Here is a 21,307-nt window from a genome sequence, read left to right as displayed (position 1 = left end):
AATTCTATGCAAAAACCACTTTGGACACCACACACAGAACGCATTGCTGCATCAAACATGCAAAATTTTATAAATAAATTGCAAACAGATGGTATACACATTAATGATTACAAAGAGCTTCATAAGTGGTCTGTAGAAAATCTTGATCATTTTTGGAAGAGGGTATGGGATTTTGTTGAAATCAAGGCAAGTACACCATACCAAGAAGTCTTAAGTGTAGGTGCAAAAATGCGCGATGCAAAATGGTTTACTCAAGCGAAACTCAATTTTGCAGAAAATCTATTGAAATACCGCGATGAGAATACTGCTATTGTATTTCAAGGAGAAAATCAAGTTAATCGTTCAATAACATACAAAGAGCTTTATTTGTCTGTCGCGAAATTAGCTAGATCCCTTAGAGATCTTGGTGTCCAATGTGGCGATCGCATAGCAGGATTTATGCCAAACATGATAGAGTCGGTTGTTGCTATGCTTGCTACAACAAGCTTAGGAGCAGTATGGTCTTCTTGCTCTCCAGATTTCGGAATTAAAGGAGTGCTTGATCGTTTTGGACAAATACAACCTAAAGTATTGTTCACAGCAAACGGCTATTATTACAACGGTAAACCCAACGATTCCTTAGACAGAGTACAGCAAATTATAGAGAAGCTACCTTCTATTGAAAAAGTAGTTGTCGTTTCATACTTGCCTAAAAGCGAAATTTCGCAGATAAAAAATAGCGTTACTTACAAAGAGTTTGTAAAAAACGATGCGCAAGAAGTCGAATTTGCCCAAGTTCCTTTTGACCATCCTCTTTATATTATGTATTCTTCGGGAACAACAGGTCTTCCAAAATGTATGGTGCAAAGCGTAGGTGGTATTTTAATTAATCATCTCAAAGAATTAGTGCTACACGTCGATGTCAAAAGATCAGACACTATTTTTTACTATACAACATGTGGTTGGATGATGTGGAATTGGCTAGTGAGTTCTTTAGCAACAGGAGCAACCGTTTTACTCTACGATGGTTCGCCTTTTTTTCCTAATGATCACAGTTTATGGGAAATGGCGGAACGCCACCATATTAGTATTTTTGGAACAAGTGCCCGTTATATAACCGCCTTAGAACAAAAGAAAGTTTATCCTGGCGAGAAGTGGGATTTGTCTAAATTAAAATCGATATTGTCTACTGGTTCACCATTACCAGAAGAAAGCTTTTATTTTGTCCACAAACACATTAAAGAAGATGTACACCTTGCTTCTATCTCTGGTGGTACAGATCTCAATGGCTGTTTTGTCGGCGGAAATCCTATTTCTCCCGTTTTTGCCGGTGAAATCCAAGGAAAATGCTTAGGTATGCATGTTGTTGCCTTTAACCACGATGGAGAAGAAGTGCTAGAACAAAAAGGCGAGCTCGTATGTCTTTCGCCATTTCCATCAATGCCAATTTATTTCTGGAATGATAAAGATGGTTCTCGCTACAAAAAAGCCTATTTTTCGGTATACGAAGATACTTGGCGACATGGAGACTATATTGAAATAACCAAAAACGGCGGGATTGTTATTTACGGACGCTCCGATACAACTTTAAATCCTGGCGGCGTACGCATAGGAACAGCAGAAATTTATCGACAAGTTGAGTCTCTTTTTCAAATAGAAGACAGTGTTGTTGTTGGCCAAGAATGGCAAAATGATACGCGAGTTGTTTTATTTGTCAAAATGGCTAGTGGTCATGAACTCGATGAAGAATTGCAACAAATCATTAAAAATACTATTCGTAAAAATGCTTCCATTCGCCATGTACCCGCGAAAATTATCGCTATAGATGATATACCTTATACTATTAGTATGAAAAAAGTGGAAATTGCTGTTCGTGAAATTATCCATGGACGCCCAGTCTACAACCAAGATGCACTTAAAAACCCTGAATCGCTAGAACTGTATAAAAATATTTCTCCATTACAAGAATAATCTAATAAGGACATAGTTATGGTGGATTTACTTCACTCTTCGCCTGCTGAATTTATTGAGTTTTTAAAAAATAATAACATTAAGCGCTTTTACTTTATTCATAACAACAATAAATGTTGTACTTCGCATCCACAGTTACAACCAATTGCTGATTTTTTCAACAAAGATAAAAGAGACTATGAAGAACACGAGGGAATTTTCTTTGCGCTTTTTGAGAAGTACGATATCCTGCAAGCAGCATTTGTGCATCGAACTTGCCGCGGCCAAGGTGCCGGCGGAACTCGTTTTTGGAATTATGAAACAACAGAAGATTTCCTAAGAGATGGCTTAAGATTATCGAAAGGAATGACACACAAAAACGCTTTAGCTGGTTTATGGTGGGGCGGTGGCAAAGGTGTTATTATCGATAATCCAAAAGTAAATAAAAATGATCCCAAAGTGAGAGAAGAAATATTTCAGTCCTACGGAAAATTTATCACTTCATTAAATGGTTGCTATATTACCGCTGAAGATGTAGGAACTACACCAACAGATATAGACAACATATTTACAAACACGCGTTTTGTCACTTGCATTCCACCGAAGGTAGGAGGAAGTGGTAACCCTTCTTCTGCAACCGCAAGAGGCGTTCTTTGTGGAATGGAAGCGGCTTTAAAGTTTTATGACAATAGTTCTATAGAAGGAAAAACGGTTGTTGTACAAGGAATGGGACATGTTGGTTTAGAGCTAATAGGTTTCTTATTTGAAAAAAATGTCGGAAAAGTAATTGCCAGTGACATTTTTCCTGAATCGATAGAACGTGCTAAAGCAAAATTTCCAAAAATAGAAACAATACTTACTACAAAAAACGATAATTCGATTTTAGCAACTCCTTGTGATGTATTTGCTCCTTGCGCCACTGGCGGAATATTAAAACCGGCAAGTATTGAAAAATTGAACACTAAGGTCGTTTGCGGGGCAGCCAATAATCAATTAGAAGACGCTGCGCGCGACGACAAACTACTTTTTTCTAAAAATATATACTATGTTCCCGATTTTTTAGTAAACCGTATGGGAATTGTTAACTGCTCCAACGAACAGTACGGTTATATAAATAGCGATCCTTTTTTTGAAAGACATTTGGATAAAAGCTGGGACTATTCGGTGTATAAAATGACTTTAAAAACATTGAAATTAGCAAAGGAAAATGGCACACCTCCAGGGCAAACAGCTATAAAATTAGCCACAGAACTATCTTTAGAAAAACACCCTATTTTTGGTCATCGTGGGAAACAAATTATTGATTCTTTGATAAAAAATACATGGCATGAGAAAGGTAAATAACAATGAGTGAAAATACACGAGATGTAATCATCATCGGATCTGGATGTGCTGGGCACACTGCAGCTATTTATGCTGCAAGAGCAAACCTAAACCCTTTGGTGTTCGAAGGTCACGAACCAGGAGGGCAATTGAGTTTGACAAGTTCGGTAGAGAATTTCCCTGGTTTTCCCGATGGAATTAATGGCTATGATCTTATGGATCGTATGAAATCGCAAGCAAGTAAATTCGGCGCGAAGTATCTAATGGAAAATGTACAACAAGTCGATTTGGAAAAAAGGCCCTTTAAAATAACCGCAGATAGTGGCGAATATTATGCACACTCACTTATCATTGCTTCTGGTGCGCGAGCAAAGCTTCTTAGTATTCCTGGAGAACAAGAATTTTTTGGAAAAACAGTATCTACCTGTGCTACTTGCGATGGAGCACTCTACAAAGACAAAGTTGTCGTTGTTGTTGGTGGTGGCGACACAGCAATGGAAGACGCAACATTCTTGACACGTTTTGCTAAAGAAGTACATCTAATCCACAGACGAGATACCTTACGAGCATCAAAAATAATGCAAGACCGCACTCTCAACAATCCAAAAGTAACAGTTCACTGGAATAGTGCGCTCGTTGAAATATGTGGAGAAGGCAATTATGTAAGTCATGTCAATGTCGCTAAACATCCTGATGGTAACCCTTCTTCGGAAAAAGCAGGCACTACAATAGAAAAACTTGAATGCAATGGTGTTTTTATTGCAATAGGGCACATACCAAACATTGAATTCTTATACGGAAAACTCGCTACAAACAATGATGGTTACATTGTCCCAACAACTCACGAAAAAAACTGCGCCACCTGTGATGTGGAAACCGCTATTCCTGGAGTTTTTGCCGCTGGAGATGTTGTCGACTGGCAATTCCAACAAGCGATTACTGCTGCTGGAATGGGATGCAAAGCGGCGATGGCTGCTGAAGAGTTTCTTTCTGTCCACAAAGATCCAGAAAACTAAAAACATGTATACCGTATTTAACAAAATAGATTTTACATCGCTGTGTGTAAACGGAGAGCGAATTCAACTTCGCTCTTTGAACGAAAAATATGCCACAGATATTTTTCGCGAATTTACCCCTGAAATAACACATTACATGATGCCAAAATCAGCCGATGATATATCAGAAACAATGGCATTTATCAATATATCACAACAAGGTATGAAAAATGGCAACGATTTGGTCTTCGTCATTTTGAATAAAAATACCGAGGAGTTTTTAGGATGTTGTGGACTCCACGGACGAAGCGGATACCAAACACCAGAATTGGGAATATGGTTAAAAAAAAGCGCACACGGCAATAAATACGGACGCGAAGCAATTGTCACTCTCGTAAACTGGGCTATTTCTAATATGCATATCGATTATTTTATATATCCTGTAGATCGCGCTAACATCTCTAGTAGAAAAATTGCAGAATTTTTGGGCGGAATTATTTACCAAGAGAAAAAAGTACAGACAATGTCAGGAAGTATTCTCGATGAAGTTGTATATAAATTAAAACCAACCTAAGGAAAAAATGGACCCTAAACAAATTATACACAAAGCAATATCGCAAAAATTAATCACTCAACAACAAATAACAACATGTTTGCAAATACAAAAAAATACCCAACAACACGGAAAAAATACCCCGTTGTTAGATATTCTTGTTCAACAGAATATTCTCAGCGCCTTACAAATTACCAGTTTATCTCAACCAAAACATAATTCTGTTCATTATTTGCTAAACCCAGGCGATTTTTTCGGCCACTATCAAGTACAAAGTAAACTCGGCAGTGGTGGAATGGGCTTTGTGTATAAAGTGTTTGATACAAATTTGCGACGTACAGTAGCATTAAAACTAGTATCATCTCTTGCGATAACAGATGAAGAGCGACAACTGTTCCTTCGCGAAGCATCAGCATGTGCGCAATTAGACCATCCTAATATAGTGCGTGTCTTTGAAGTAGGACACACTCCCAGTATATACTACACTATGGAGTGCATTGAAGGTGGTAACTTAAAAGAACAGATGAAAAAGCTAACTTTTCGTCAAGTAGCAATGATCATTCGCAAATGTGCCTTAGCTCTTGAAACGACACATCGCAAAGGTATCGTGCACCGCGATATAAAACCTGCCAATATTATGATTGATAATTGTGGTGATCCCAAACTAACGGATTTTGGACTTGCCAAATCGCAAACTCACAATGGTTTATCGCAAACCGGCCAAGTCGTTGGTACACCATTTTATATGTCACCTGAACAAGCTAGAGGAGATAAAGTAAACAAGTTAAGTGATCTTTATTCTTTAGGAGCAACACTATATGAGTGTCTGACAGGAAGAAAAGTATTCGAAGAAAACAATTACATTCGTTTACTAGAAAGAATAGAAAACGAAGAACCTATTTCTATACGCCAGTTAAACTCAGAAATACCTATAGAGTTAGAAACTATTTGTCTTAAGTGTCTAGAAAAGACCCCTAATAGTCGGTACAAAAACAGTCGGTTGCTAGCGAAAGATTTGCAAAATTTCTTAGACAATCGGCCAATTTTTGCCTCGCCACCAAGCGCATGGAACAAGTTTAAAAAATATGCCATACGTAACAAGTTACTGTGTTTAGGTGTTGTAACAACTATATTCTTTATAACGACCATCGCCATTTCATATATTATTATTTTACAAAATCACAATTATCAAATACTACAACAAAAGCAAGCTGTAGAAACACAACGAAAAAAAGTAGAGCAAGAGCGCAATAATAGTATCAAAATATTAAAGTCAATTATTTCCTCCCTACGAAACTTTTACTGGAATCATCGATTTATTCAGGAAGATAGGCAACTCATTGCAGCTCTTCAAAATGCTTTTGAAGAACTCAGTCGTTTAGAAGTAATTGGTAAAGAGGATGAAAAATTATTGCGTTTATATGCATTTGTAATGGGAAAAGGCACTAAAAAACAACAACAACAAGTGGTAAAAATATACGGAAAACTTATTCGCGCAAATCCCAATGAGGCAAAAACATACGCTAACAGAGGACGTTTATTTCAAAACAATAAGCAATATGAGCTCGCTTTAGAAGATTTCAATCGTTCTTTGACTATTAAAGCGTCCTCGGAAGTGTATGCAATGCGTGGAAATCTCTATATGGATACCAAAAAATATTTACTGGCAGAACAGGACTACCGCAAAGCTATTTCTCTAAATCCTGATGATGCAGCAATTTACCATAATTTAGGTGTATTGTTCCAAGAACAAGGCAAGTATAGAAAAGCAATTGATATCTATCGCGAAGTATCGCAAAAAAATTCTCATTTGGTTTTCCCATACCTCAATACTGGAATTATTCTTTACAAACAACAAAAATACCAAATGGCAGTAGGCTTTCTCAATAATGCATTACAAGCTAATCCTCAGCATAGCCAGTCTCATTATTTCCGAGGAATTACACATCTCAAAATAGGTAATTTTACGCAAGCAGAACAAGATTTAAAAAAAGTACTAGACATTCATCCAAAAGATGTGGATGTTCTTATAGCAATGGCAGAACTATACCAAGCCAAAAGAAACAACAGGCTAGCATTAAATTTTTGGAAAAGGGCACAAGCTGTAGCTCCTAAAACAGAGCTATCAAAAATTAACAATGCAATCCGTATCTTACAAAAAAAGTAATCTGCTTCTAAAACCAAATCTATTCAGTAGTTAGGTGCACGACAAGCGTTATTTACTTAGCTTTAGATTTAGATTTTTTAGGTTAAGCAAGTCGCAAAAAGTTTTTAAGAGCACGCAGCTTGCCTTTGAGTGTCATAACGGCGTTGAGCCTTCGGTTACATAGCTACAGTTATGTGCCTCTCAGGCTGTCCTTCTTTGACACTCAAATTCTACGCTGACTTGCACGTGCTCAAAAACTTTTTGCGGCTCACTTAAAAAGAAACGCTGCATCCTAAAGGAGATTTATTTTGAAAATTTTTATAGCTTTTATCTTTAGTCTATCACTTTCTTACGCAAATACTGTTTTTGTAACCCCTGACGGCAGAAGTTTTTTTTACGAAGGTACAAAAATAAATACTGTAACTTTGCAAGAAGCTCTAGATGGAAAATCTATGCGCATCGAATTACTTCCAGGAATATACAATGTTCACTGTGAAATAAAACGCCAAGGGTTTCCCGACAAACCTTTGGAAATAATCGGTAACAAGGGAGTTATACTTGATGGCCAAACGCAAGCAGGTAAAACCCAAAAACCTGCTTTTCATATAGAAAAAAAGACATGGATAACAATAAGTAATATAGAATTTCGCGACTATTGGAACACCACTATTTTGATTAAAAATAGTTCTTATATTACGGTGAGTAATTGTAAATTTACTGGAGCAAGATGGCCAATATTTGCTAGAGGAAAAAAAACGCACCATCTACTTGTTGATAGTAATAGCTGGACACAAGATCCTAGTGGCGATATGTGGAGAAAAATTCCCTGGGCAGAATCGCATCATGGTGAATATGGTTTTTACAACGGAGCTCTACTAGGTGGAAAGCAAATACTTGGCAGTGTAGTATTTCGCAATAATCTAGTTAGCTATGCATACAATGCTATTCGCATAGTTGGAAATCGCAAAGATCACTACCAAGATAATTTTAACGTGGAAGTGTATGCTAACAAGTTTGAGTACATTCGCGATAATCCAGTAGAACCAGAGGGCAGTGCATCAAACTGGTGGATACACCACAATAAATTCTACAATTGCTATGCGTTATTATCTTTTACTGAAGTAGCAGGAGAAAATTGGTTCGTTTTTCGCAACATTGGTTGGTGGGATGAAGCGCCAGGAGATAATGGAGGGCACAGTCGAGGAAAGATATATAAATTTGCTAATACTGGACCATACCCGCGAGGAAATTTCTGGGCTTTTCACAATAGTTGGTATTCACGAAGTCCTCTAACAATGGGCGGAACAACGCGCTATTTTCATCATTACAACAATGCTATTTTTTATACGCGAGAAGTGGCAATGCTAGAAACAGACGCTGACTCAAAAATACAACACGAAATTTTTGACCCAAGTTATAAACTTGATTATAATATCTCAAATCTATCATACCCAGAGAAAATATTACAACAAGATTACGAACAACACAGTTTAGTGCAAGATACAAAATTTGTCGATGCGCCCAACGGCAATTTTTGTTTACAAGAAAATAGTCCTGCAATTGACAGTGGTAAAGTATTGCAAATACAAAGTTGGCGCAGCCAGTTTATTGGCGCAGCACCAGACATAGGTGCTTTTGAAAAAACGGCATGGTTGCCTGGCCCTCCTTTCCGTTTCATGTCTGGCATATATGAAGAACGCCCGCGTATTGTTAGGCTACAACAACAAAAGACTCTTACCATTTGGTTTTCGGTTCCAATGGAAGAAAAGCAAATAGAAATTACTATTGTTAGCGAAGGTAAAAGTATTTCTCAATTCGCACAAATAAAAGGGCACACTTTAACAAGTAAGATTCCTAAATCAACAAAACCCTACATTATTTATTTACCAAAAAATCTATATGGACAAAATAAACGTGGGTTAACTCTGTGGTCGTGTCAGTATAACAATATCTTATTAAAACCACACTAAACCTAAACATGAAACAGTTTGACAATTTGCAATAAATGCCATATTATATATAGGTTAAATATCTAGAGACACGTGATCTCTTCACTCAAACTATAATATGGGAGGTCGGTGTATTTCTAAATACACTGATTATTTTTTATGAAGAAAAGTATTTTTCTGATATTTTTTGCATTGCTCTTCAGTTTATTTACTGTAGCAGAAGAGTTTATCATCAATCCCAATGTGGAAAAAAATCAAGTAGTTTTTGTTTCAGAAGATTTTGAATCAGAAACTCCGACCATGACAATTCGTGCGCAACTACGTAGTGGTGATTACGAAATTGTCGAAACTCCAAAGGGAAAATTTGCGCGAATGATTTTTCCTGGAGCCTACAGTTTTAACCCTCGCAGCCCAGGAGAACCACAAAGACCAGTGCACAATGCTTTCATCGAAGCACCTCTTGGTTCTACTGTACGTGCAGAGGTTGTTTCTGTTGTTGAAACAGAATATACCAATGATGAGCTCGGTATAAACTACGATGTTTTTCCTAACCAACCTTCGGTATGTAAACAACAAAAAGATTTCGAATTTGCATACTTGGAAGCTGCTTACAAAAGAGGTTATGCTAAATTTAACCTTGTATCAGTAAGAGAAATTGGAATTCTTCGCGGATTTCGCCTTTTCATGCTGCAAGTAAAATTATGCGATTACAGTCCTAAAGACGGTAAAATTAAATTCTACTCTGATGTAGAAATTAAAATCACATTCAAAGATGCTGATATTGAGAAAACCAAGCAGTTCAAAAAAATATATTCATCTCCACCGGTAGACAATGTATGTCGCACTTTAGTACAAAGTCCAGCTATGCGCTCTTTACAACCTGAACGCAAAGGTGCTTTGAAATATTTAATTGTATCTGATCCAATGTTTCGTGGTGAAGTACAGCGTTTTGTAGATCATAAAAAAGCTCGTAATATCACTTCTACAGTTTTATATACCGACAAAATCGGCAAAACAAAAGAAGATATCCAAGACGCAATCAAAAAAGAGTATGACAATCCAAAAGATGGTATTGTTCCTGCATTCCTACTTCTTGTCGGAGACAAAGAGCAAATACCAACATTTGATGGTACAGAAGGTTACTATGTAACTGACTTGTACTATGCTGCTGTAAAGGGAAATGATTACCTACCTGATATGCTGCATGGTCGTTTTTCAGCGCAAAATGTTGAGCAATTGAAAAATCAAATTGACAAGACTATTGCTTATGAAAGTGGCAACCTTCCTGATTATGGTTTCTTAAAGAAAGTAGTTATGACCGCTGGTTGGGATAGCTACTGGGCTGTAAAAAGAGGATATCCACATATTCGTTATGCTAAAGAGTATCACGTCAATTCAAAACAAGGCTATGAGGGTGTAGAACAAAATACTTTCTTATCTTCTGGTTCACAACAAAACTCTGATAAAATTATCGCAGCGGTGAGTCGTGGTGTAGGACTTTTCAACTATACAGCTCATGGTACTGAGACCGATTTTCATGATCCAATGTTTACCATAAACGACGTAAACAAACTAACCAACTTCAATCAGTACACTGTTGTAATTGGTAACTGCTGTTTAACAAATTCGTTTGAGGTAGAAACTTGTTTTGGTGAAGCGTGGTTGCGTACACCAAATAAAGGTGCTGTTGGTTTTATTGGTGGTAGTAGTTATACTTATTGGGACGAAGATTTTTGGTGGGGTGTGGGAAATAGCCCAATCACAACTGACATTGATAATGGTGTTGCACCAAAACGTGAAGACACAGGAGTGGGTTCTTACGACTCTACTTTTGATAAGAAAAACTATTTCACAAACGCTGGTATGATGTTGGCTGGTAACATGGCTGTATTGCAAGCTGATTCATATCTAACTAAATACTATTTTGAAGTGTATCACTTGATGGGTGATCCTGGTTTACAAGCATACTGGGCAACTCCTAGTGTACCTCCTAGCAGCAAGTAATTCCTAAAGCTTTACGAGGAAATTCCTCGTAAAGCTTTATTTTATTTAAACCTTACCACCATCACCTCTATGTAAATTTTTCTGCAAGTCCACAAATAAATCAGGTTTAAGACGCCAGCTTCCTTTAAATGGATTGTTTAAATCCTGGATCATTCCGTAAATCATCGTTACCACAAATGCCACAAAACCATTGAGAGCAACGATCATAAAAAAATTACCCACAGGAACTAGCATAAACACAATGATGACCGCCCATGATAGCAATAACATTACGTGGAGAAGTGATCTTGGTAATGCTTCGCTGCATGCTGTTAAGCGTTCGGTGCGTAGTGTTGTTACACGTCCAACAACCTCTATTAGTTTTCCCAAAGCAACTTGGTCACTATCATTGCTAATTTCAAGTTTGTGAATGCTATCCATCAAAGAATAAATTTCATCTGAAGTATCTACATGAACTTTCTTTTTTTTCATCATAGAGCTCCACTCGGTGCCAACAAGTGAATCCACATAGACCTTGAGTTTATCTTTTACGTTTTGTACATTCTCTTCTTGGTTGTCAACATACAATAAAAAATCTCGTAAATCTTGTAAACTATTCACTTCTTCTGCCAAGTGATCCTTGATTTTGGTGTAATTATCTAAAACAACCAACATCACGAAACCCGACATTACAGCATAAATAGTACCTAGTATACTAAAAAATATTTCAAACCCACCAGTGTCACCACCAGCGGCAATAGGCAAGAAATCATGCGGATTAGAATGAACGTAATAACTACCGCCAATCGCTGCCGCAGTAATAAGTGCTGCTCGTATATATATAAACATGCTTTCCCCTTGAAAAGTGAAGCGTACGTAAAATGCTTGAGATAACTACTTTCAAAAATAAGTGATTTAACAAAACTTGTACTTAGATGTACGTAATAACATATAATTGTGTTTGTAACAACACAATTAAGTGAGTAGCAGAAGTTACAAAACATGCTCTGTAAAATTCCCAATATAAGGAGTTGATCATTGCTATTATTATTTGTACAATAGGTTACTTATTTCTATTGTTGAGAGTAAAACCAAGTGAAAGTCATACAGCGTTACATATTTTTTGAGCTACTAAAATCATTTCTTTTAACATTTGTTATTTTAACACTTATTGTGTTTGTTATTTCTACATGGCAAATTGTGCGTTATTATGGAGAGTACTTACAGGTAACAACAATACTTTCTGCAATTCCTTTTATCATCGGCAAATCAATTTCCTTCACTTTACCAATGTCATTACTTCCAGCAGTAACAATTACATACGGACGTATGACCCACGAAAATGAAGTTCTCATTTTGCGAACTACAGGAATACATGCAACTGTTTACTTAACTCCTGCGATTTTAATTGCAGTAATTTTAAGTTTGTTTTGCGTCTATTTAAATTGCGAAATTATTCCGTGGATGAATAAAAAGCGCGACTCTCTGACTCGCTACGCAGTAGACCTTGTTATATCTACTTCATTTCGCTCCGGACAAAATAGCATAGACTTTGTCCCCAATGTGAAAATACGTTATGATTCCTTATCGCAAGGAAAATTTAACAAGCTTTTTATTCAGCGAACTGTACGCATTAAAAACCAAAGTAAAAATTATGTTGTGCAAGAAATAATCGCAGAATCGGGAAATCTTGTTTTTGATACTGGAAAAAACACTCTCAATTTTCAGCTACAAAATGGGTCCATTACCCATATAAATCGTAAAAATACATTTGGTGAACAAATAGATGAAAAGCGTTTCTTTTTTGAGTTTATTTCGATTCCTTTTCAACTTACAAATCGCGATCGCAAGGTTGAAGATCGCAGCAAGTACAAAACCATAGGTGAACTGCTTCGCGATACAAAAAAAATGTCAAAAGAGATAAAAAAGCTCAGCGCTGCAGGAAAAATCCCTCCTGAATACGACGATTCGATCAAGTTGTACGAACGCTACTACGAACATTTGGTACAAATTCACGAAAAATTTTCTAATGCTTTCACTCCAATTGTTATTATTCTCATTGGAGCTCCTTTGGGAATTATTATTCGTCATAGCAATCCACTTGTTGCTTTTGGGGTGAGTGCTATTCCTATTTTTGTTTTTTACTATCCACTCATGATGGTTGGTAAAACGCTAGCTGAGGAAGCGAAAATTTCAGCTTTTCTTGGAACGTGGATGTCGAATATATTCATGTTGGTGGTTGGTTTTTTTCTCCTTGTCTATATTGCGCGTAAATAAGGGTCTCTAAAAAAATGACTTCTTGACACGAATGCTGATCATCGTGTATTATAATCAGCAATTTGCTATGTGCGTCACATTTTTAAATAGACGATAAACACAAGAATACGTAAGATCTGTGTACTACAAAAACGTATGTACCCGAAAACGAGAAGAAAATCCACTGCACGTACTCAAGGTGCCTGTATTGGATTTTCACTTTCGTAGAAGACCATACCTCAAAGTGAATACGGGGACAATTGTATTTTTCGTGTTTTACGGTTTTCTAAAAAAAGTGGCCATTTCATAAAAAAATTAAATCTAGGTTGCACCTAGATTGCTTGAATCTCCAAGTTTTGGAAGGATAACCCGTGAAACAAAAAATTCTTTTGAATATTTTCATATTAGGATTGTCTATACTGGTACTAACGTCATGTTGCAACTACACAGCCAAGCCTGAGTTCTATATAACAGAACAACCCGTTACGAATGTAGATGAGCAAGCTGTTGCTCAAGTAACTGTGCTGAAACGTGGCTTTTACTTCTTGTGGTTTATTCCATTTAAACGTGGATGCGAAGCTTTTGCCAAAGATCTTATGGAAAAAGAAGTGCGCAAAACGTACAAAGATAAAGCTGTAGGTGTCGCTGAATACAAAGTGATTGATGAATATAACATGTCTTTGTTTTGGTGGACAACAGGAACAAAAGTCACAGGAAAAGTCGTTCTTAAGAAATAACTAAGGAGTGCGTAAATGAACAAAAAAATTTCATGGTTGTGTATAGGAGCATTGGTTTTCACACTTATCGGTTGCGACTGTGTGCGAATCAAGCGTTTACGTGGTGTAAAACACGTAGTTACAGGCGATACTGTAAATGTATATAAAAATCAAGATGAGCATCCGCTTGTCATTCCCGATACTGACAATGTTGCGATTAACAACATTGGTGATGGCAGCGACAAAGAACTGATCATCAACAATAATAACACTGGCGATGGCAACGGTAACGGTAATGGTTTTGACAGCAATTGGCAAGATGCTGATATGGGGGGAAGTGCATCCCATGATGATAGTTCGAATTACAAACCAGCGAAAATTACTGGTGAACAATTCGATACCAAAACCATTAACCTAATTGTCAACGTAACAGCTGATTATCCACGTGGACCTGTTACCTCAAGTAGCATAATGCTTGATGGTGTGCAAATGTATTCTCCGCAAAAAGTGGACTCTGGACAAAAAAGTTTAGAGGTCAGCGCCAATGGTTACAGCACTACAAGAAAACAAATCAACATACCGTCTGGCAGCACTGAGCACATTGTTGATGTTGAACTTCTTGCTAAACCGCGTCCAGTAAAATTTCAATTCGAAGACAGTAAGACAGGTAGAAAATTAACTGCTGATGCTGTGATTATCGGTGCGAGTACTGTGCGTAATGGTGGTAAAGTTAAGCCAGGTAAACATACGCTAGAGATTTCGAAAAAAGGTTACCAAACTCATATTGGATCTTTGACAATACCTCCTGGTACTTCAGCATATGTGATACGTCGCAAGCTAGATCCAGAAAATCGCGCAGTAACACGTATTAAGTGGATTATTTATACTGAGTACCCTGCGCAAGAAGAAATTCCTGTACCAGAAACAGTTCTTCTTGATGGTGTTGAGATTGAGCAAGGAAATAAAATTTCAAGCGGTAGTCATCAAATCATCATTAAGCACCCAGGACATGAGACTCTGCGTAAGCAAATTTCTGTTCCTGCAGGAATGAAAGTTTATACATTCAAAGGTACTATGGCAACTTTACCACGTCGCGTAGAATCGCAAGTTACTTATGATGTACAGCCTCCATCTTCTCTAGGAGAAACATCTGTTGTGCTTGTTGGTCAAAAAACAGGTAGAACTATTAATGTTGGTAACAATACTTCTGTAAAACCAGGAGAATACCAGCTAAAAATAACAAAACGCGGTTATTTGTCTGTTAATAAAACAGTGCGCATTTATCCACTTCTTTCTGCTTATTCTATTGAAGAAATGTTGGAAGCTAAACCAGTAAAAATTCGCGTAATTATTAACTATGATATTAATCCTCCTTCTAACCTAAAAAGTCCAATAGCTGTTTTTGTTGGTCGTAACATTCAATTAGAAATACCTGATGGCGGTAGTATTAAGCCAGGTCGCTATACTTATAAAATTAGCCAACCTGGGTATTTGATGCAAGGTAACGAAAGACAAATAAATATCTTGCCGAGCGAAGATGAATACACTATTCGTGAGAGCATGAATGTACAAGCGCGTAAGATATCTTTTGATATCGAAAAAGATGGTATTCTTGTTGCAATACAAGAAATATTTATCGATGGCGAAAAAGTAAGTTACGATAAAACTTTTATCCCTGGTAAACAATATCGTCTTGTCGCTAAGTTTCGCGAGTACCAAACAGTAGAGAGAACGATCACTATTACTCCTGGTAATGGACCGTTTAGATTAAACGTTTCTCTAGTACGTAAGTAGTATTATTCACCAAAGTGAGCTTATAAATAAGCTCACTTTGTTATGGTTACCTTCCGCAAACCTAGGGAGCGCTTTATTCGAGTTCCTAAAAAAGAATCAAACATTTTTTGTTATTTGCACTATTATTTTTTAACATTCTTTTATATAATTTATTTCCTTTTTAGAACGTTTGATATTTAAGTCATTAATTATAATGAAGATAGATGTCAGCACGTTCTACTCGTAAATTTTCTCCCGAAAAGCATTTGTCAACAAAAACGCGCAAAATACGTATATGTATTTGCACGCTTTTTTTCACAAATACTTTTTTGATAACAAATTTTGAAAAGAGAGTTTTTATGGCAGAAGAAAGAGATCCCAAGAAGCCAAAGCAACGACACAGGCTCTTGGTTAATCCACAAGAACTAGGACTTACTGCGCGTATTAAAACAGCTCTCCTTCAGCAAGACATGGGAATTACGCAACGCATTAAAAAAGCAGTTGGTAAAACACAAGACAAAGATTCTTTCTTCGAAATGAAGAAAGTCATTTTTGGTGTTGTTTTAACTTTGTTATTTTTCTGCATTATTTTTGCGTACATGGGATTGCGCTCGCGCACAATATCCCTAGCGGTGATGTATCCCGATAACTTGCAAGGAAAAGGAGAGGTTACAATACCTTTCTATACTTCTGAAGGTGAGTTGGAAGCCCCAGCATACGAGCGTCAAGTCGTATACGAGCGCACTGATGTTTATGGTAAAGACCTTTTAGACAGTGAATATGAAGTATATTCACAAGACAATAAGGTTCAAGATAAACACAAGTTGAAGCCAGGTACTTATAAACTAAAAGTAAAAAAAGATGGTTATAAGCCTATTGATCAACCTGTGACTATCAGTGACAAAAAAGTAACAATTTTAGTTACACTTCAACCAACCGTTATTCCAAAAAGACGTTTGGTTCTTCACATTAACGATCCTCTATTTAATAAACCAATAGAACCAGACGATGTCGTCATCGTTGGTGAAAAAAATAAATCTATCAAAAACACTCTCATTCGTAGTGGTTCTTATGTGGTTCGCGTCATCAAAGAAGGATATGAACCTCAAGAAGCGACTATCGAAGTACCTGATGATGGTGTGGTAAAGAAAAAAATCACTTTACAACACAAATATCGTCCAGTACGCCTACTTGTTGATGATGGTGTATGGGAAGAAGGTAAAGAGCCGGTACTCAAAGGTGAAGAAGTTAGCATTACCCGCGAGAACGAGCAAATCAACTACCGCGACACTCTATTACCAGGTATCTATACTCTTGAAATTGACCGCGATGGTTACAAACAAGTGCGCGAAAACATAACTATTTATCCTGGAGAAACACTAGATATTCATCGTATAAAAATGTCAGCTCTACCGCGAAAAGTATTGGTGCAAATGAACTACGATGTGATTCCTCCCGATAAAATAGCTCCTGATAAAAAGTATTTGATCGATTTACACAGCACTAACAAAATTACCATACCAATTACCGAAGAAACAGTTGCCCCTGGTAACTACAATGTAGTGGTAGAAAAAGCTGGGTACAAAAAATATAGCAAGCCTATTTTTATTGAACCTAATAGCCGCCCTTACATTATTAAATCACATATGGTGTCGGTAACAAAGTACATGCTGTGGAAAATTTTCTCAGACTTTGACGTTGACCCTACACCTAATCCAGATGAAATGGATGTAGTTGTCGATATCCGTAAAAAAGGTTATAAACCTGTTGAAAATCTCGAGAGATCTTTGCCAGCGCAAAAACTAGAAATTGAAGTACGCGTTGACATGGAAACTATTCCTCGCGAAGTGATTCCTGATATTTCTGCAGACAACGCTTTAGGTGTAGTTACTCCTGACGTTGTTAACCTCTCGCGTATCATTAACGGAAATGAAAAAGAAACCGTCGAAATTGCAACGAAGGCACCATTTAAACGTTATAAGCCTGGTCGCTATCGCCTACGTATTCGCAAGGTAGGTTATGAACCAATCGACGAAGAAATCATCATTTTTCCAGATGACAAACATTACGTGATCAAGAAAGAACTTGTTTCTATTCGTCGCGAGCTTGTAATAGATGTTACTTCCGACTATGATCCTGACAACAAGATAAAGCCAGACTCAATGCTCGTCAACCGCAAAGATGCGGAAGATGGTTACAAAGTAAAACCTGGTAAACACACTCTTGTTCTCAACAAAGCTGGATACTATCCGATTGAAAAGGTTATCGATGTAACTCCAGGTAGCGAACCTTTTATTATAAAAGGACAGTTTGCTGCGAAACCACGCGAAGTTCAATTTCAAATTTTTGGTGGTATTGAAAAACCTAACGGAGAAACTGATTTCACAACTCTTACTGATGCAAAAGTAACAGTGAGTGGTAATGAAATACGTCACGGAGACTCAGTCCCTCCAAAAAAAGTAAACGAATTCCGTGTTGAGCGCGAAGGTTTTGAAGTCTATACTTACGAAGGACCTATTGAACCTTCTGAAGACCCATATATACTCAAAACAACACTCAAGCCAAAAACACGTCGCGTAATTCTACATGTAACCGCTACGTTTCCAAAAGGCATTGACTTAATGCCTCTTGATACTAGTACTCTAGGAAACGAAACTATTCAAGCAGAAAGTTCTTCTAAACCAGGAAATTATGAACTTGTTCTCGGTAAAACTGGTTATGAAACTATCGCCAAAACCTTGAATATAGAACCTTCGGAAGAGCCGTTCCGCATCATTGAAATCATGAAACCTAAGAAACGTGCACTCAACCTAGATATAACTTATGATGTTCCACCGCAAAATTCAAATCTTGCTCGTACTGTACGTTTAAAAGGCGAAACGATTGCCTTTGACAAGGTAGTGAAAACCAATGATGAAATTGATCCGCACAACTACCGTTTAGAAGTTGTTGCTGATGGTTATGAACGTGTGACAGAAGCTATTACTATTGATCCAGCAGAAACTTCTTATCTACTTAAGAAACAATTAGTATCTCTGCCTCGTCAAGTGATCTTCCGTGTTACTTCTGATTACGATATGATGCCGAACTTACAAGATTATCAAATATTAGTTGATGGTGATCCTGTAGAAAATATTACCAAAATCAAACCTGGTACGCACACTCTTGTCATCAACAAAGCTGGTTTCCACTCTATCAACGACGAATTCAAATTGTTTGCCGGTACAGATGACTTTGTCATCCAAAAGCAAATGGTATCAATGGCCCGCGTTGTAAGAGCACAAATCACAGACATTGAAAATAACAATCCAATTACTCCTGATATTATCACTCTTGGTGATTCTCCAGTAACAGGAAACGCGCCATTTAAACCAAAACGTTACCGTTTGGTAATCAAAGCGCAGGGATATTCCACACTTACTGAAGATATTAATATCGAACCTGGTGCAACTGAATATGTCATTGAAAGACAACTAAGTCCATCGGAACGCCTTGTTAAAACAGAGATTAAGGGTGACTACAATAATGACTTGTTAAATCCAAAAGTTTTAACTCTTAACGATGAAGACATCACTCCTGGTGCTAGTAAGATAAGACCTGGTGGTTACGATGTCGTTATCTATGTTCCAGGATATGAACAGTTAACTACACGTATTCAAGTCAATCCAAGTCAAGAAGACTATATTATTCGCCAAACTCTTGTTTCTAAGGCGCGTAAACTAGTACTCGATATTAGCGATTCACTTGATAACAGCATCAAAATCACTCCAAATAAAGTGGCATTTAACGGTAAAGAGACTCGTGAAGGTGAAGAAATCAAGCCTGGCCAGTATCAAGTACAGTTAGAAAAAGAAGGCTACGATCCAGCATCTACAGGAATAACTGTAGAACCTTCTGAAGAGGCATATACTCTGAAGATGGCAATGGACCCACGTGCACGTCGCTTGAATTTAGTGGTAGACGGTGATTATCGTCCAGGTGTGATGCTCAATCTAGATGATGTACTTGTCGATGGCAAAGAATTCTTGCCAACAAGTGTACTTACACCAGGTGAACGTAGCATTACTTTGAAAAAAGAAGGTTACGAAGACTTGAGTTTTAGTGTTGAGGTTTCAGCAGGAACAACACCATTTCTCGTCAAGAAAACCATGATCTCAAAACCTCGCGAAGTTGCTGTTAAAGTTACTCATGACTTTATGGCAGAAGGCGATGATTTTACACCAGAACTTCTTACTTTAGGTGAACGCGACATCGTTCCTGGAGAAAAATTTAAGCCAAGTTCTTACGAACTAATTATCGCGCACCCTGGTTTTGCAGAGATACGCGAAAAATTAGAAGTGGAGCCTGGTGTAGGAACTCTAGAACTTAATCGCGAGCTTATCGCGAACCGTCGTCGTTTAAACGTTGATTTAACTTATGATGTTGAACCTCCGCAAAGTTTGAGTTTACACAAGATTCGCCTGCGCAGTCTCAATGATACCGAGTATCGCGAAGTTAAAGCTGGAGATATGATCATTCCGGGTGAATACCAAGTGCAGATCGAAAAAGAGGCTTATGAACTCTATAACGGTCGCGCAGTAATTGTTCCCGACGATCGTTCGTACAAATTGGCAGCAGAACTCATTGCTAAATACGTACAGATCTTAGTTGAAATCAAATATGACATCGAGCCAGGTGATGAAGCTAAAGCTCTTGGTGGATACGAAGTGACTTTCATTAGCGAAGATGGTATTGGGCGTAGTGTACAACACGGAAATAGAATTAAGCCTGGAAATCACAAGCTTGAAATCACTCGTCCAGGTTATGACTTCCGCGAAAGTAAGAAAGTGTTGCGCATTCGTCCAAGTGAACAACCATACTGGATTCGCGAGACACTCAATGCAAAACCGCGCTCATTGTCTTTTGGTATCTTCGATGCAAAACAGAACGAAATAGTTGAAGCAACGCAGGTTCTTGTAAATGGTACAATTGCAAATCCTAATACTAAGTTTGATGCTGGTGTCAAATATGGATTTATTGCTCGATTTAAAGAGTACAAAACCGTAGACAATTCAGTCACAATTGAGCCAGGTGAAGGACCATTTGCAATTAAAGTTGATCTCACCAAATACAAAAAATACCAGATGAGCATTGGTAAAAAATATCATGGTATGGTACTTGATAGCATTAAGGTTCCTATCGAAATATTTGTCGATGGTGATCCACTAGAGCCAAACCATATCAATCCTGGTGATGGATTTAACTTAATTAATTACGATTTCTATGCACCAAAAGGTATGCGCTCAATACGCGTTGTCTGCGGGTTTTATTTTGATGAGTCTCTTGTAAAAGAGCGCTTCGAATTCCGCGATCTACGCAAAATTGATACTACGCGTTTACTTGAGCATTTGCGCGGTTTGGCGAAGTCTAGTCCAAGTCAAGCATTACGCCGCGTTGTTCGTCTTCTTCGCGATCGCCAAGACAAATACAAAGTGGACGCTCTTCCAAAAGAAGATCGCCAACGTATTGCTAACTTGTTACGCGATCTTACTTTGAGTGATGAAGAACAAAAAATGCGAAAAACTGCAATTAAAAAATTACAGCAGTAATTCGTTTGTTATTCGAGCATCCACAAGGATGCTCGAATACTCTTATTTTGCATATCTACATTTCCAAAATATCGCACAATCGCTGCTTGGAGCCAA

General features: G+C 37.6%; 12 protein-coding genes. 11 read left to right on the top strand and 1 reads right to left on the bottom strand.

The window, feature by feature from the left end; genetic code table 11:
• The first annotated feature begins 6 nt into the window (after nucleotides 1–6).
• The 7 genes from UABHE_RS05480 to UABHE_RS05450 all read left to right on the top strand — a co-directional run bounded on the left by UABHE_RS05480 (nucleotide 7) and on the right by UABHE_RS05450 (nucleotide 10,899).
• Nucleotides 7–1,950, top strand: a complete 1,944-nt coding sequence (locus tag UABHE_RS05480; protein ID WP_372369243.1) for an acetoacetate--CoA ligase — start codon at nucleotides 7–9, stop codon at nucleotides 1,948–1,950.
• Nucleotides 1,951–1,968: 18 nt separating this feature from the next.
• On the top strand, nucleotides 1,969–3,273 hold the full coding sequence (locus tag UABHE_RS05475) for a Glu/Leu/Phe/Val dehydrogenase (protein ID WP_372369242.1): 1,305 nt from the start codon (nucleotides 1,969–1,971) through the stop codon (nucleotides 3,271–3,273).
• A 2-nt stretch (nucleotides 3,274–3,275) separates the two neighbouring features.
• The gene (trxB, locus tag UABHE_RS05470; RefSeq protein ID WP_372369240.1) at nucleotides 3,276–4,268 is read left to right on the top strand and encodes a thioredoxin-disulfide reductase; all 993 of its coding nucleotides are present in this window, start codon (nucleotides 3,276–3,278) and stop codon (nucleotides 4,266–4,268) included.
• A 4-nt stretch (nucleotides 4,269–4,272) separates the two neighbouring features.
• Nucleotides 4,273–4,821: a GNAT family N-acetyltransferase gene (locus UABHE_RS05465; protein ID WP_372369239.1), complete on the top strand. Its 549-nt coding sequence runs from the start codon at nucleotides 4,273–4,275 to the stop codon at nucleotides 4,819–4,821.
• 7 nt (nucleotides 4,822–4,828) lie between these two features.
• Nucleotides 4,829–6,967 (top strand): protein kinase, encoded by a 2,139-nt coding sequence (locus UABHE_RS05460; protein WP_372369238.1) that lies wholly within the window; start codon nucleotides 4,829–4,831, stop codon nucleotides 6,965–6,967.
• Between the two features lie 287 nt (nucleotides 6,968–7,254).
• Complete coding sequence (locus UABHE_RS05455) at nucleotides 7,255–8,916, top strand: hypothetical protein (RefSeq protein WP_372369237.1); 1,662 nt, start codon at nucleotides 7,255–7,257, stop codon at nucleotides 8,914–8,916.
• A gap of 138 nt (nucleotides 8,917–9,054) precedes the next feature.
• Nucleotides 9,055–10,899 carry a C25 family cysteine peptidase gene (locus UABHE_RS05450; RefSeq protein ID WP_372369236.1) on the top strand — a complete coding sequence of 615 codons (1,845 nt, stop codon included), beginning with the start codon at nucleotides 9,055–9,057 and terminating at the stop codon, nucleotides 10,897–10,899.
• 45 nt (nucleotides 10,900–10,944) lie between these two features.
• Here UABHE_RS05450 and UABHE_RS05445 read toward each other — a convergent pair whose 3' ends face one another.
• Nucleotides 10,945–11,727 (bottom strand): DUF4239 domain-containing protein, encoded by a 783-nt coding sequence (locus UABHE_RS05445; RefSeq protein WP_372369235.1) that lies wholly within the window; start codon nucleotides 11,725–11,727, stop codon nucleotides 10,945–10,947.
• A 246-nt stretch (nucleotides 11,728–11,973) separates the two neighbouring features.
• Here UABHE_RS05445 and UABHE_RS05440 point away from each other — a divergent pair, with 246 nt between their 5' ends.
• The 4 genes from UABHE_RS05440 to UABHE_RS05425 all read left to right on the top strand — a co-directional run bounded on the left by UABHE_RS05440 (nucleotide 11,974) and on the right by UABHE_RS05425 (nucleotide 21,211).
• The gene (locus tag UABHE_RS05440) at nucleotides 11,974–13,155 is read left to right on the top strand and encodes an LptF/LptG family permease (protein ID WP_372369234.1); all 1,182 of its coding nucleotides are present in this window, start codon (nucleotides 11,974–11,976) and stop codon (nucleotides 13,153–13,155) included.
• A gap of 350 nt (nucleotides 13,156–13,505) precedes the next feature.
• Nucleotides 13,506–13,871, top strand: a complete 366-nt coding sequence (locus tag UABHE_RS05435) for a hypothetical protein (protein WP_372369232.1) — start codon at nucleotides 13,506–13,508, stop codon at nucleotides 13,869–13,871.
• A 15-nt stretch (nucleotides 13,872–13,886) separates the two neighbouring features.
• Nucleotides 13,887–15,644: a hypothetical protein gene (locus UABHE_RS05430; RefSeq protein WP_372369231.1), complete on the top strand. Its 1,758-nt coding sequence runs from the start codon at nucleotides 13,887–13,889 to the stop codon at nucleotides 15,642–15,644.
• 338 nt (nucleotides 15,645–15,982) lie between these two features.
• On the top strand, nucleotides 15,983–21,211 hold the full coding sequence (locus UABHE_RS05425; protein ID WP_372369230.1) for a PEGA domain-containing protein: 5,229 nt from the start codon (nucleotides 15,983–15,985) through the stop codon (nucleotides 21,209–21,211).
• Nucleotides 21,212–21,307: the final 96 nt, after the last annotated feature.

This window comes from Candidatus Uabimicrobium helgolandensis, assembly GCF_041508025.1.
Classification (GTDB): domain Bacteria; phylum Planctomycetota; class Uabimicrobiia; order Uabimicrobiales; family Uabimicrobiaceae; genus Uabimicrobium; species Uabimicrobium helgolandensis.
Note: the sequence above shows the minus strand (reverse complement) of the source record. Positions and strands in the feature narration are given on the sequence as shown.